The sequence below is a fragment of the Parabacteroides goldsteinii genome (genome assembly GCF_020091425.1).
Lineage (GTDB): Bacteria > Bacteroidota > Bacteroidia > Bacteroidales > Tannerellaceae > Parabacteroides > Parabacteroides goldsteinii.
The window spans coordinates 2,827,940-2,843,506 of the sequence record NZ_CP081906.1 but is presented as its reverse complement, the minus strand read 5'-3'; the positions used below and the strand labels follow the sequence as shown (position 1 = coordinate 2,843,506).

Annotated in this window: 9 protein-coding genes; 7 read left to right on the top strand and 2 right to left on the bottom strand. The window is 42.7% G+C overall.

Features of this window, described 5'->3' with window-relative positions; genetic code table 11:
- Nucleotides 1–35: 35 nt before the first annotated feature.
- The 3 genes from K6V26_RS12815 (at nt 36) to K6V26_RS12805 (ending at nt 6,318) form a co-directional block, all read left to right on the top strand.
- Nucleotides 36–3,518, top strand: a complete 3,483-nt coding sequence (locus K6V26_RS12815) for a TonB-dependent receptor (protein ID WP_224265512.1) — start codon at nt 36–38, stop codon at nt 3,516–3,518.
- A 24-nt stretch (nt 3,519–3,542) separates the two neighbouring features.
- Nucleotides 3,543–5,309 (top strand): RagB/SusD family nutrient uptake outer membrane protein, encoded by a 1,767-nt coding sequence (locus K6V26_RS12810; protein WP_224265511.1) that lies wholly within the window; start codon nt 3,543–3,545, stop codon nt 5,307–5,309.
- 100 nt (nt 5,310–5,409) lie between these two features.
- Nucleotides 5,410–6,318, top strand: a complete 909-nt coding sequence (locus tag K6V26_RS12805) for a metallophosphoesterase (RefSeq protein WP_224265510.1) — start codon at nt 5,410–5,412, stop codon at nt 6,316–6,318.
- 222 nt (nt 6,319–6,540) lie between these two features.
- Here K6V26_RS12805 and metF read toward each other — a convergent pair whose 3' ends face one another.
- Nucleotides 6,541–7,491, bottom strand: a complete 951-nt coding sequence (gene metF, locus K6V26_RS12800; protein WP_010802664.1) for a methylenetetrahydrofolate reductase [NAD(P)H] — start codon at nt 7,489–7,491, stop codon at nt 6,541–6,543.
- Nucleotides 7,492–7,574: 83 nt separating this feature from the next.
- Between metF and K6V26_RS12795 the strand changes: the two genes are divergently transcribed.
- From K6V26_RS12795 to K6V26_RS12780, 4 genes are all read left to right on the top strand, one after another.
- Nucleotides 7,575–8,594 carry a branched-chain amino acid aminotransferase gene (locus tag K6V26_RS12795; RefSeq protein ID WP_224265509.1) on the top strand — a complete coding sequence of 340 codons (1,020 nt, stop codon included), beginning with the start codon at nt 7,575–7,577 and terminating at the stop codon, nt 8,592–8,594.
- 187 nt (nt 8,595–8,781) lie between these two features.
- Nucleotides 8,782–9,960, top strand: coding sequence for an ATP-binding protein (locus tag K6V26_RS12790; protein WP_010802666.1), 1,179 nt, complete (start codon nt 8,782–8,784; stop codon nt 9,958–9,960).
- Nucleotides 9,961–9,992: 32 nt separating this feature from the next.
- On the top strand, nt 9,993–13,547 hold the full coding sequence (gene nifJ, locus K6V26_RS12785; protein WP_224265508.1) for a pyruvate:ferredoxin (flavodoxin) oxidoreductase: 3,555 nt from the start codon (nt 9,993–9,995) through the stop codon (nt 13,545–13,547).
- A gap of 109 nt (nt 13,548–13,656) precedes the next feature.
- Complete coding sequence (locus K6V26_RS12780; RefSeq protein WP_224265507.1) at nt 13,657–14,313, top strand: hypothetical protein; 657 nt, start codon at nt 13,657–13,659, stop codon at nt 14,311–14,313.
- A gap of 179 nt (nt 14,314–14,492) precedes the next feature.
- On the opposite strand, the gene K6V26_RS12775 is transcribed toward K6V26_RS12780, so the two are convergent.
- Nucleotides 14,493–15,527 (bottom strand): aldo/keto reductase, encoded by a 1,035-nt coding sequence (locus K6V26_RS12775; RefSeq protein ID WP_007658307.1) that lies wholly within the window; start codon nt 15,525–15,527, stop codon nt 14,493–14,495.
- Nucleotides 15,528–15,567: the final 40 nt, after the last annotated feature.

Here is a 15,567-nt window from a genome sequence, read left to right as displayed (position 1 = left end):
ATTAAAACTCACTTAAAGAATTAATAAACAAAGGTATGAAAAAAATGAAGACGATTGGTCTGAAAATGACTAATTATTTTAAATGTTTTTGTTTATCAGCATGTTTTATTTCTATTTCTGTTAACCATTTATCAGCTTTACCTATCTCTGCCCAGCATGAGAAGTTGAGCATCAACATGCAGGATAAAACGTTGGAAGATGTATTTACATTTATTGAAAATCACAGTGATTATGTATTTATCTATCATGCTTCCAAAATCGATTTAAGTCATAAAGTGAATGTGAATATCAAAGATCAGCCGATTAAAGATATTCTGAAAGACGTATTTAGAGGTACGGGACTCACTTATGTTGTAAAAGGGCGGCAGATAGTTGTCAAGAAGGAGGATGCACCGCAAACTCCAGGTGTTAAAAGTGTCGCAGTCCTCCAGCAGCAAAAAGGAATTACTGTTTCCGGGAATATAAAGGACGATACCGGTTTCCCTCTGATTGGAGTAAATGTAGTAATTAAAGGATCTAATCAGGGAGTCATTACGGATGTCGACGGAAACTTTTCCATGGAAGATGTTCCTTCTTCTGCCATATTGAGATTTTCATATATAGGCTACCAGCCGATAGAGATGAAAGCGCAGGAATCGATCATGCTGGTGATGCATGAAGACAACGAAAAACTGGAGGAGGTGGTTGTAGTAGGTTATGGTACACAGAAAAAAGTGAATCTGACCGGCGCTATTGAAGTGGTGGATGGAGATCGATTGAAAAACCGTCCGTCAACGAATGTGTCACAAGTGATGCAGGGTACGGTTTCCGGTGTGAATTTCTCTTATGGGAATTCGGGTTCAGAACCGGGGGCAAAATTGAATTTGCAGATTCGTGGTCAGGGAGAACCTTATGTGCTTATCGACGGGACGGTGGGGGATCTGAATATGATCGATCCCAATGATATCGAAAATATATCTGTATTGAAAGATGCTGCGGCTTCTGCCATCTATGGGGCCCGGGCTCCTTATGGTGTAGTTATTATAACGACGAAATCAGGAAAGCGTGAAGAGAAAATACAGGTTGATTTCTCAGCGAATGTTGCCTTTACAAAGCCGATCCGTAAACCGCGGATGGTCGATTCCTATACTTTCGTACGGGCAATGAATGAGTTTCATGATAATCAGGGAGAATCCCGGTTGTTTGCCGAAGAAACGATAGACCGTATTATAGCTTACATTAATAATCCGTCACTACCGGAAACTGTTCCTGACGCAACAAACTCTAATCAATGGGCTACTTATTTGTTGGCAAATGGCAATAATGACTGGATTGATGTGCATTTCGGTTCCGGTGTCCGTAATCAGGAGAATGTGTCGATTAAAGGAGGTGGTAAAGATCTGGCTTTCTACCTTTCTGCCGGGCATGCTTATGAAAAAGGTATTCTTAATTTCGGAAAAGATACATATCGGCGGATTAACTTCAATGCGAAACTGGATTTGAGTTTAACCAAATGGTGGAAATTATCATCCAATACACGCGTGGTCCAGTCTACACGGGAGAATCCGAACTATGATGACGAAGGCGATTATGACATGATGATCCACCAGATATTCCGTACGCAGCCTAACCAGTTCTTGAAATCACCGAACGGTTATTATTCCCGTTTGTCAAGAATACCGATGATCGAAGCCGGATCGGATAAGACAATAACAAGAGGTATACTGCAACGTTTTGCTACGGATATTACCCCTTTGAAGAATTGGACGATCAGCGCGGACTATTCAATAGATTTTCCTTATACCAGCTTCACTTCCAATAATCTTACCGCTTATGAAGATCTGGTGGATGGTTCTTTGTCGGCTATTCCGACAACAGTTCCTTCGTATGTGAATAAGTATAAGTCCCATACGATGTATAATTCATTGAATGTCTATACTTCTTATAAATTTGACTTGAAGGATAAACATCACTTCACGGCAATGTTGGGATTTCAGCAAGAGTCGAACTCTTATGATTATCTGAGCGGATTGAAAAAAGAACTTATAACGCCGGAGGTTCCGTCTATTTCTACCGCTACGGGTGAAATGCAGACAACTGATGATCTGACGCACTGGTCTACTCAGGGTTATTTTGCCCGTCTGAATTATGATTATATGGGGAAATATCTGTTGGAAGTGAATGCCCGTTATGATGGAACTTCCAAATTCACGAAAGACCATCGGTGGGGGTTATTCCCTTCTTTTTCTTTGGGATGGAATATTTCCCATGAAAAGTTCTGGGAACCAGTTTCTCCTTATGTAAATACACTAAAGTTAAGAACTTCATGGGGCAGTTTGGGTAATCAGAATGTAGATGCTTACCAGGATCTGCCTTTGCTGGGTACGGAGATGAATCTGGAATGGATTTTAAACGGCAAACGTCCTGCTTATACGACTGCTCCGAATCTGATTAATCCTGTGCTGACCTGGGAGTCATCAAAGACGGTGGATGTAGGTGCTGATCTGGGATTCTTTAATAACAGGTTGCAGATAACTGCCGATTATTATCAACGTCTGACCTTTAACCGGCTTGGACCGGCTCAAGCTCTGCCTGCCGTGTTAGGTGCTGATATACCTAAAGAGAATAACTCTGAACTGAGAACGAGGGGCTGGGATTTGTCTTTTACCTGGAGGGATAAGGTAAGTAATGACTTTTCTTACTCGGTCACTGCCATGTTGTTTGATTATAAGAGTGTTGTTACCAAGTATAATAATCCGACCGGAATACTGACGACTGATTATGAAGGAAAAACAATTGGAGAAATATGGGGATATGAAACTGTTGGTTTAATCCGGACGCAGGAAGATGCGGATCGGATTAATCAAAGTAAATCGCAGAATTTCATTAATGCCCAGGTATGGCGTACCGGAGATGTTATGTATCGGGATCTGAATAATGACGGTTTGATAAATAACGGTAAGAATACGGTTTCCGATCATGGTGATTTACGGATAATAGGTAATAATACTCCCCGGTACCAGTTTGGAATAACATTATCTGCTGATTATAAAGGATTTGATTTTATGGCATTTTTCCAGGGTACGGCGAAAAGAGATTTGTGGTTGACCGGTAATATGTTCTGGGGATTTAATAACTGGAATCAAACGACCCTGTTCCCGCATCATCTGGATTATTACCGGGATGCGGAAGAAAGTACTTATTCAGGATTAGGAGTAAATACGGATGCGTATTATCCCCGGCCATACAGCCAGTCCAGTCTTTATAAAAAGAACCAGCAAATACAGACCAAATATCTGCAAAATGGTGCTTATCTGAGACTTAAAAATTTGCAGTTGGGGTATTCGATACCTCAGACGGTTCTAAAGAAAGTGGGGTTACAAAAGTCCAGGATTTATTGTTCGGCAGAGAATGTACTGACATTAACCAAGCTTCCTGTCGGTTTTGATCCGGAGACTGCTAATCTGGGTAAATATGGAAATGGTAAATCGATGTTTTCGTTGGCCGTTCTGTCTTTTGGCTTAAATGTTTCATTTTGATGAATCCTTTTAAAATTAGATATAATGAAAAGAAATATAATATTATTGCCTCTCTGTTTATTGTGTGCAATACTGATAAGTTCCTGTGACGATTATCTGGAAAAGAAGCCGTTAACTCAGATTGGAAATGACGATTATTGGAAAGCAACCAGCGATCTGGCTAATTATACGTTACAGTTTTATCCATCGCTTCCGGCATTCGAAGTTGTTGGAAGTTATACCGGACTGATTGGATGGGATGGGACGAGAGGTTCTGATACACAGATAACAGGTGTTCCCAGTACGGTGTGGAATGGTTCGCGTTCTCCGGTCACTTCAACGTCTGATAAAGAGTGGAACTGGACGAAGATACGAAGTGTGAATGTGTTTTTTGATAACTATTGGAAATGTAAAGATCCTTTCGATAGTTATAAACATTATGTCGGGGAAGCCCATTTCTTTAAAGCCTGGTTTTATTTTGAAAAGGTACGTACCTATGGGGATGTCCCTTGGTTTTCCAAGGCGCTGGATACAAGCTCTGAAGAGTTGTATAAGGCCAGGGATTCCCGTGTGCTTGTTGTAGATTCGATCCTGTGGAACCTGGATAAGGCAATAGAGTACCTGAATCCTTTGAAATCTGTGGATGGTGGCTCGAACCGGTTGAGTAAGGAAGTCGCATTGCTCTTTAAATCGAGAGTCGCTTTGTATGAAGGTAGTTGGCAGAAATATCATAAAGGAACTGCGTTTGGTACTTCCGGAGCCGATCCGGATAAATATTTCCGCTTGGCGGTTGAGGCTGCGGAAGAATTGATGGATCCCCAATATTCGACAGGATTATATTCAACAAATTCTCCGTCGGAAGATTATTGCAAGATGTTTTCCTTGACGGATCAAACATCTAATAAGGAGGCTCTTCTCTGGAAACGTTATGATAAAGGACTGGGGATGGGACATTCTTTTCAGATATATGTTTCTGACCGAACGGCCGGAAATTCTCTGACAATGGAGCAAATCCACCATTATCTGAAAAAGAACGGCGAACCGTATGATTATATATCTGTTGGGAAAACGGTGAAAGGCGGTGATTTTCTGACAAAGATTGCCGAAGATTGTGATCCGCGTTTATCCCAGACTATTTGGATTCCTGATATGGTGATGTGGGATAACGGTTATGGCAAAGGTATATTTACCAAGCCTTTCCTGAATCAGTCCGGGGAGTATTTGAATAATACGGGTTTTCAGATAAAGAAAGGGAATGACCCGAAAGATCCTCAGGCGGGGAGCGGTGTATCATGGAATACCAATTGTGTGACGGGAGCCATTGTTTTCCGTTATGCCGAGGCTTTGTTGAACTATGCGGAAGCTAAATGTGAACTGGGGGAAGTTGTTGATTATGATAAGTCTGTTAATTTGTTGAGGAGAAGGGTAGGGATGCCGGACTTTAAAGTACAGTCTGATATAAACCGTTCTTTATATGCCGATTACGGTTATGCTATTTCAGATGAATTGTATGAAATAAGAAGGGAGCGTACGGTGGAATTAGGTTGTGAAGGTTTTCGGTATGACGACATCATGAGGTGGGCGGCACATAGTCTGCTCAAAGGAAAACGTCCTAAAGGGTATCCTTTGGATCTGTCGGAGTGGGAAGGTGTGAAGATTAATTATAAGGTAGATGAAAATGGATTATTAGATCCTTATATCGGCCAGATTCCCAATGGATATGGTTTTGATCCGGAAAGAGATTATCTGGAATGTATTCCTATTAATGAAATAACCTTGAACCCGCAATTAATCCAAAATCCGGGATGGTAGGTATATTGACTTTTTATTATTAATATTGTAAGCCAATGCTGATAACCTGCTACATCCGGCAGGTTACCGGCATGACTCTATAACCTATGAAATTTTTAATATGATGAACAGACGCTTATTTTTAAAAAAGGCATGCGGAGGGGTGTTGGTCCTGGCAGCTTCTCCTTCATTTGTATCCTGTGGTGGACAACGGCCTGTCCGGTTTGGGGTTGTTACCGATCTGCATTATTCGCGGCGGGAACCTTATGGGACCCGTTATTTCCCTCAGACAATGGATAAGTTGAAAGAGGCCATGGAGGTCTTCAACTCTTCCAATCTGGATTTTGTGATCGAAATGGGCGATCTGAAGGATCAGGATAATGTCCCCCTGCGGGAACAGACAATTACTTATCTGGATGAAATAGAAAACGTCTTTCAATCGTTCCGGGGACCGGTTTACCATGTCCTGGGAAATCATGATATGGATAGCATCTCCAAAGACGATTTCCTGCAACATACCTCCAATCAGGGGGATGCCGACAAGAAGGCTTATTATTCATTTGCCTTTGATAATATAAAATTCATAGTCCTGGATGCGAACTACAATCTGGACGGAACACCGTATGATAAAGGTAATTTTGACTGGACAAAGGCATATATTCCTAAAGACCAGATAGACTGGTTGAAAAAAGAATTGAAAGGAAATAACAAACCGGTCATCATTTTTATCCATCAGTTGTTAGACCGCTTCTCCGATATCAGTAAATCGCTTTGTGTAAGTAATGCGGACGAAATAGTTCCCCTGTTGGAAGAAAACGGGAATGTGCTAGCTGTATTCCAGGGACATCATCATGCGGGACATTACAGTTTCCGTAATAATATCCACTACTGGACAATGAAAGGGATGATAGAAGGAAACCTTCCCGATAACAACAGTTTTGCTGTTGTGGAGATCGATACGCAGAATAATATTCATATCGATGGTTTCTATAATTGTGAAGATAAGGATTTGAATCGCTTCACGGTGTAAAGTTATTCAGTTGATCTGCGTAAAGCAATCTAATGTTTTTTCAGACAGAGGTAGGTCTAAATAAATTTAGAGGTAGGTGTAAATCGAATTAGAGGTACGTCTAAATTTATTTACACCTACCTCTAATTAATAAGACATAGTAATGTTCTCCGGATTTCGTTAGTATTACGCTTTTTATCTAACCCGTTGTCTCCTGGCAATCGATTAGTTCCACCAACGGTTTTAATATACTTCTTTTGCCACTTTATAAACACTATCCGTAGCCATCATCGTATAAAAATGTAGGCTGGGGACACCGTGGGCGATCAGGTCTTTGCATTGCTGGATGCACCATTCGACACCTACGGCTTTTACTTCATCATCATTTTTGCATTTGCGCAATTCGGCTGCAAACGGTTCGGGAATGTCTGAGCGGAATATTTTAGGTAATACGGTCAGCTGGTTTTTAAAGACAACTGGCTTGATGCCTGGGATGATCGGGACATCGATACCTTCGGCACGGCAGCGTTCCACAAATGAATAATATTTTTCATTATCGAAAAACATCTGGGTAACCAGATAGTCGGCACCGTTTTTTACTTTCTCTTTCAGATAAAAAATATCCGATTCCATATTCGGTGCTTCCTCATGTTTTTCCGGATAGCAAGCCATACCGTATGAGAACGGTGTTTCGTTTGCTTCGAATGTGGAACCGTCTACGGCAATACCTTTATTGAAATTGTTTACCTGTTCCTGAAGGTCAGTCGCATGTTCGTGATATAAATCCGTATTTTGTCCGGCTTCCAGTGTTTTTACATCACCACGCAACAGCAGCAGGTCGTAAACTCCCAGAAAATTAAGATCGATCAACGCATATTCCGTTTCATCTTTTGTAAATCCCTTACATATAATATGTGGAACTGCCGGAATACCATATTTGTTCTGGATGGCAGAAGCAATGGCAACCGAACCCGGACGCTTGCGGATGTTCACTTTCTGGAAGCTGCCGTCGGGCAAGGTCTTATAGATATATTCGCTATGGTGAGAAGTTATATTAATGTATTTAGGGTCGAATTCTTTCAGTTTATCAATCACATTATATACCTTCTGTATGCTGTTCCCTTTCAGAGGAGGTAGAATTTCAAATGAAAAAGCAGTCGTTTTACTGCCGTTGATCAGATCAATAACTTTCATATTTTAATTATTTTTGCTGCAAAAGTAACAATTATCATCCGAAATAGCTTACTTTTGCGCTCATAATCTAATTACGACAAGATATGGAAAATATGAATTGGTCTGATCTGGCATTCGGTTATATGAAGACAGACTACAATGTACGGTGTTACTATCGTGATGGTAAGTGGGGTGAATTGGAAGTTAGCTCTTCTGAAATTATTAATATTCACATGGCAGCTACTTGCCTCCATTACGGACAGGAGTCGTTTGAAGGTTTGAAAGCATTCAAGGGAAAAGACGGTAAAATCCGTGTGTTCCGTATGGATGAAAACGGCAAACGTATGCAAGCTTCCAGCCGTGGTATCAAGATGGCTGAACTTCCTGTGGAAATGTTTGAAGAAGCAGTCCGTAAAGTTGTGAAATTGAATGAACGCTTTGTTCCGCCTTATGAGAGCGGGGCTGCATTATATATTCGCCCGCTGATGATCGGCCTGGGTGCACAGGTTGGTGTGAAGCCGGCTCCCGAATATATGTTTATGGTGTTTGTAACTCCGGTAGGACCTTACTTCAAAGGTGGATTCCAACCGTCAAAGGTTTGTATCATGCGTGAGTTCGACCGTGCAGCACCTTATGGAACAGGTACGATCAAAGTTGGTGGTAACTATGCAGCCAGTTTGGTTGCCGGTGAGATCGCTCATTCAAAAGGGTATGCAGCCGTGTTGTATCTGGACCCGAAAGAAAAGAAATACCTGGACGAATGTGGTCCGGCTAACTTCTTCGGTATCCGTGGAAACAGCTATATCACTCCGCAATCTCATTCCATCCTGCCTTCTATTACAAACAAGAGTTTGCAGCAATTGGCGGAAGATATGGGACTGACGGTTGAACGTCGTCCTGTTCCTTTTGAAGAAATAGCTACATTCGATGAAGCAGCAGAATGCGGAACAGCTGCCGTTATCGCCCCGATTTCACAGATTGATGATTTGGATGAAAATAAATCATACGTGATAGCCAAGGACGGTAAACCCGGACCTGTTTGCGAAAAACTATATAACAAACTGCGTGGCATCCAATACGGTGACGAACCTGATACATACGGTTGGGTTACGGTAATTGAATAATCAGATAAAAGATGTTGACAGTTAATGTTTTTAGATAAACCGGAAGCATTAACTGCCAACTCTAAATTCTCAAACGTCAATACGCTTTGCCAACTTTGGATTGCCAACTGAAAATAAAATTGCTATCTCGGTATTGCAAAGTTGAGGATATTTTCTATCTTTGCGGTCTATATAGTAAGACAGTCAGGTGGAAGCATTCTTTAAAACACATAAATACCTTGTAGAACATTTGCATGCACCGGTACGCCGGGGGCTGATGGATGAGATTGATTGGAATGACCGGTTGATCGGGATCAAAGGCTCTCGTGGAGTAGGGAAAACTACTTTTTTGCTGGATTATGCCCGCGAACATTTTGGTGCTGATAATAAAGAGTGCCTGTATATAAATCTGAATCACTTTTATTTTACGGAACGTACGCTGGTCGACTTTGCTTCTGAGTTCAGGGCAAAAGGAGGGAAGGTGTTGTTGATTGACCAGGTTTTCAAATATTCCGGATGGTCGAAAGAGTTACGTTATTGTTATGATAATTTTGAAGATCTGAAGATTATCTTTTCCGGTTCGTCAGTGATGAGGTTGAAAGAGGAAAATCCGGATCTCTCAGGTAAAGTTGTTTCATATAATTTGCGTGGTTTTTCTTTCCGAGAGTTTTTGAATCTGATGTCGGGAAACAGTTTTCCGGCTTATACGTTTGAAGAAATAATCGGGAACCATCAGGAGATTGCGAAGAATATTTGTTCGGTAGCCAAACCGATGGCTTATTTTCAGGATTATTTGCATCATGGTTTTTATCCGTTCTTCCTGGAGAAACGCAATTTCTCAGAGAACCTGTTGAAGACAATGAATATGATGCTGGAGGTAGATGTCTTGTACATCAAGCAAATCGAGCAAAGTTATCTGCCCAAACTCCGCAAACTGTTGTATCTGCTGGCTATCAGCGCACCGTGTACGCCGAATGTCAGTCAGTTGAGCAAAGAAATAGAAACGTCACGGGCTACAGTGATGAATTATATAAAATATCTGACCGATGCCCGTTTAATGAATATGTTATATCCGGTAGGCGAATCGTTTCCGAAAAAACCATCTACCGTGTATATGTACAATTCGAATCTGATGTACCCCATCCGTCCGATGGAGGTAAATGTGCAGGCTGTGCGCGAATCTTTTTTCTATAACCAGCTTTTGAAAGACAATACGCTAAATGAGGGAATGAAGAACGCACACTTTTTGGTAAACGGAAAGTATAATTTCAGGATAGAGGAAAGTATGAAAGTAAAAAACAATCCCGATTTATACTATGCTGTAGACAAGGTCGAAGTAGGAGAAGAGAATATGATCCCGCTTTGGCTGTTTGGCTTTTTATACTAAGAAATTCTTTTAAATACTAATAGTAAAAGTCTATGACAAAACAGAAGAAATTTTTGACCTGTGATGGTAACCAGGCTGCTGCTCATATTTCATATATGTTCAGCGAAGTAGCCGCTATCTACCCCATCACTCCGTCGTCTACAATGGCAGAATATGTAGACGAATGGGCTGCCGCCGGACGTAAGAATATTTTCGGCGAAACTGTTATGGTACAGGAAATGCAATCAGAAGGTGGTGCTGCGGGTGCAGTTCACGGTTCTTTGCAGGCTGGTGCCCTGACTTCAACTTACACGGCTTCTCAGGGATTGTTGCTGATGATCCCTAACATGTACAAGATTGCCGGTGAGTTGCTTCCTTGCGTATTCCATGTATCTGCCCGTACACTGGCATCTCATGCCTTGTGTATCTTCGGCGATCATCAGGATGTTATGTCTGCTCGTCAGACTGGTTTCGCAATGTTGGCAGAAGGTTCTGTTCAGGAAGTTATGGACTTGGCGGGTGTAGCTCACCTGGCAACTATCAAGTCTCGCGTTCCTTTCGTGAACTTCTTCGACGGTTTCCGTACATCTCACGAAATCCAGAAGATCGAAGCTCTGGAAAATGATGACCTGGCTCCGCTGATCGACCAGAAGGCGTTGGCTGAATTCCGTGCACGTGCTTTGAATCCGGAAAAACCGGAAGCTCGCGGTATGGCTGAAAACCCGGATCACTTCTTCCAGCACAGAGAATCTTCAAACAAATACTATGAAGCAGTTCCTGCTATCGTAGAAGAATATATGAACGAAATCTCCAAACTCACAGGCCGTAAATATGGTTTGTTCGATTACTACGGAGCAGAAGATGCAGAACGCGTGATTATCGCAATGGGTTCTGTAACCGAAGCTGCCCGCGAAGCTATCGACCACCTGACTGCTCAGGGTGAAAAAGTAGGTTTGGTTTCTGTTCATTTGTATCGTCCGTTCTCTGCTAAGCACTTCCTGGCAGCTGTTCCTAAGACTGCAAAACGTATCGCAGTTCTTGACAGAACAAAAGAACCGGGTGCAACTGGCGAACCTTTGTATCTGGATGTAAAAGACTGTTTCTACGGACAGGCTGACGCTCCGGTTATCGTGGGTGGCCGTTATGGTTTGGGTTCTAAAGATACTACTCCGGCACAGATTCTTGCAGTTTACGAAAATCTGGCATTGCCGATGCCGAAGAATCAGTTCACACTGGGTATCGTAGACGATGTTACATTCACTTCTCTTCCTCAGAAAGAAGAAATCGCTTTGGGCGGCGAAGGTATGTTCGAAGCTAAGTTCTACGGATTAGGTGCTGACGGTACGGTGGGTGCTAACAAGAACTCTGTAAAGATTATTGGTGACAATACAGACAAATATTGCCAGGCATACTTCTCTTACGACTCTAAGAAGTCCGGTGGTTTCACTTGTTCTCACCTGCGTTTCGGTGATCATCCGATTCGTTCTACTTATTTGGTAAATACTCCGAACTTCGTTGCTTGTCACGTTCAGGCTTATCTGCGTATGTACGATGTTACTCGCGGTTTGCGTGAAAACGGTACATTCCTGTTGAACACTGTATGGAATGGCGAAGAGTTGGCTAACCACCTGCCGAACAAGGTAAAACGTTATTTCGCTCAGAAAAATATTACTGTTTACTATATCAATGCGACTCAGATTGCTTTGGAAATTGGTTTGGGTAACCGTACTAACACAATTCTTCAGTCCGCATTCTTCCGCATCACAGGTGTAATTCCTGTTGATCTGGCTATCGAACAGATGAAGAAATTCATCGTGAAGTCTTATGGTAAGAAAGGTGAAGATGTAGTTAACAAGAACTATGCTGCTGTTGATCGTGGTGGCGAATATACTCAGCTTGCTGTCGATCCGTCATGGGCAAACCTGCCGGACGATGAAGTTGTAGCAAACAACGATCCTGCTTTCATCAACGAAGTGGTTCGTCCTATCAATGCTCAGGATGGTGACTTGCTGAAGGTTTCTGCATTCAAGGGTATCGAAGATGGTACTTGGCGTCAGGGAACAGCTAAATACGAAAAACGTGGTGTGGCTGCTTTCGTTCCTGTATGGGATGGTGAAAACTGTATCCAATGTAATAAGTGTGCATATGTTTGTCCTCACGCTTCTATCCGTCCGTTCGTGTTGGATGCTGCTGAACAGGCTGCTGCTCCGTTCTCTAACTCTTTGAAGGCTACTGGTAAACAGTTTGAAGGTATGCAGTTCCGTATTCAGGTAGACGTTCTTGACTGTCTGGGTTGTGGTAACTGTGCCGACGTTTGTCCGGGTAATCCGAAGAAGGGTGGCAAAGCGCTTAAGATGGTTGCTTTGGAAGGTCAGTTGGCTGAAGCTCCTAACTGGGAATATTGCACTGAAAAGGTTTCAAGCAAACAACACTTGGTTGACATCAAGGCTAACGTGAAGAACTCTCAGTTCGCAACTCCGTTGTTTGAGTTCTCCGGTGCTTGCTCCGGTTGTGGTGAAACTCCGTATGTGAAGCTGATCACTCAGTTGTTCGGTGACCGTGAAATGGTAGCTAACGCAACAGGTTGTTCGTCTATCTATTCAGGTTCTGTTCCTTCTACTCCGTATACAACAAATGCAAAAGGACAGGGTCCGGCTTGGGCTAACTCATTGTTCGAAGACTTCTGTGAATTCGGTTTGGGTATGGAATTGGCTAACGAAAAGATGCGTGCCCGTTTGCAGGCAGCAATGGAAGCTTCTATCGCAAACGAAGCATGTCCGGCTGCAAATAAAGAGTTGTACACAGAATGGATTGCTAATCAGAATGATGCTGATAAGACGAAAGAGTTGGCAGAAAAGATCATTCCGATGGTAGAAGCAAACAAGGATAAATGTCCGAACTGTGCAACAATCGCTGAACTGAGCCACTTCTTGGTAAAACGTTCACAATGGATCATCGGTGGTGACGGTGCTTCTTACGATATCGGTTACGGTGGTCTTGACCATGTAATTGCTTCAGGTAAGAATGTTAACATTCTGGTATTGGATACTGAAGTTTATTCAAATACAGGAGGTCAATCTTCTAAGGCTACTCCGGTGGGTGCAATCGCTAAGTTCGCTGCTGCCGGTAAGAGAGTTCGTAAGAAAGACCTGGGTCTGATGGCTACAACTTACGGTTACGTTTATGTTGCTCAGATCGCAATGGGTGCCGACCAGGCTCAGACGTTGAAAGCAATTCGCGAAGCTGAAGCTTATGATGGTCCTTCATTGATCATTGCTTATGCTCCTTGTATCAACCACGGTTTGAAGAAGGGGATGGGTAAGAGCCAGCAGGAAGAAGCTGATGCAGTAGCATGTGGTTACTGGCATTTGTGGCGTTACAACCCGGCTTTGGAAGAAGAAGGCAAGAATCCGTTCACTTTGGATAGCAAAGAACCGGATTGGAGCAAATTCCAGGACTTCCTGAAGGGTGAAGTACGTTTCGCATCTCTGACAAAACAATTCCCGGCAGAAGCCGCTCAATTGTTCCAGGCTGCCGAAGACAACGCTAAGTGGAGACTTAACAACTACAAGCGTTTGGCTAAACAGCAGTGGGGTGTTGAAGAATAATTGATTATTTGATCATCTAAATAGTAAAACGGAATCTTCGAAAGAGGGTTCCGTTTTTTTGTATAAGCCAAATAAATCGTACCTTTAGCGAAACTAAACAAACAAGCAAATGGCGAAAAATAAAAGCAAGCAGAATCAGTTTCAGTTACTCTCTCCTGAAAAGTATATTCGTTTGAAAGCTAGAAATTTACCGATAGAGGTGTGTTATGTTTCCGATGACTGGAAAGATGAAAGAGGGGCTGTAGCGGAAGTGATCGTAGTCCGTCGTCATGCCGGTGGAAATTATACATTCGGAGTTTACGTCGTAGATACGTTGTGTTTGGGAGTGAAACATTCTGTATATAGGTTTAATGTGCCACCGGATGAGTATGACGATTTTGTTGAAAGAACGGCAACTGATTGCGGTATTAAAATCAGTTATAATGAAGCTCATAATTTTATTTATGGGGCTATAGCGTTTGCCGAAGAGTTCGGGATCAAACCGGATAAGAGTTTTGCCCTGACGCAATATATACTGGAAGAGGATACGGAAGAGATTCCTTTGATTGAATATAAATATGGGAGAGGTGGCCGCCCTCACCTGGTTGCCGAAACTTCTCTTGAGGCAAGTAAATATATCCCTATACTGGAAGAATCCACAGGCGGCGATTTCGGTCTTGAGATATTGGAAGATCGTGATGTGTTTGATGATGATGAATTCGACGACGAATTCGATGATGACGAATTTGATGATGAATATGGCGAGGAGGATAATAAGACAATGTAAGAATATTACAATAATAATATAGAGGGAATTGGTTCAGTTTTTGTCAAAAGTGAACTATCCTGTCCCCGTGCTTGACACGGGGCCGCAAGAGAACTGGCGGTATCAAAAGATATTATAGGAAACGGTCTGTGCCTTTGTGATCCCGTGTCAAGCACGGGAACGGGATAGCTCAATTCTTTCTAAAATTGAATCTGTGCATTCAAAAACGGGAATTGTGCCTGGTGCCAATATGGATAAATAGGGGTGACCTGGCTGGCATTATCCAGTCTTTTTACCTGTTCCGGTGTCAGGTTCCAGCCGACAGCCTCCAGATTCTGTTTTAATTGTTCTTCTGTGCTGGTCCCGATTATCAGGCTGGAAACAGTAGGGCGTTGCAGTAACCAGTTCAGCGCACATTGTGCTACCGAATGTCCTGTCTCTTCTGCTATCTCATCCAATACATCCATTATATTATATAAACGTTCGTAGGAAGTAGCTTCATCGGGGATAGGACTTCCGCCGCGAGCCACACGTCCGTCGGCCGGTATCGGATTGTTGCGCCGGTATCTTCCGCCCAGACGTCCTGCTGAAAGAGGACTCCAGATGATGGAACCTACCTTCTGATCGATTCCGAGCGGCATTAATTCCCATTCAAACTCCCTGTTGAGCAAAGAATAATGAACCTGCTGTGCCACATAACGACTCCAGCCATAGCGTTCGGAGACAGACAAAGCCTTCATCAGATGCCATCCGGAGAAATTAGAACAAGCGATATACCGTATTTTTCCGGCAGTGATCAGATCATCCAGAGCGCGAAGCGTTTCTTCTACCGGTGTATTGGCGTCAAATCCATGCATATGATAAATATCAATATGATCGGTATTCAGCCGTTTCAGGCTGGCTTCGCAGGCCTCGATGAGGTGGAAGCGGGAAGAACCCATAGCGTTGCGTCCTTCCGGATTCAGGTTGAATGTGGCTTTGGTCGATATCAACAGTTTATTTCTCAGTCCTTCAACAGCTTTCCCCAATATCGTTTCAGAAAGTCCGTCTGAATATGCGTCAGCGGTGTCGAACAGGTTTACACCCGCATCGAGACAAAGGTTTATCATGCGTCTGGCTTCGTCCACTTGGGTATGTCCCCATCCTTCGAAACCGTTTGTACCTCCAAAAGTAGCAGTCCCTAAACAAAGCACGGGTACATAAAGTCCCGATCCTCCTAATTGTCTGTATTCCATAACTTACCTATTAAATTGTTATTAAGATCTTACTTACAAA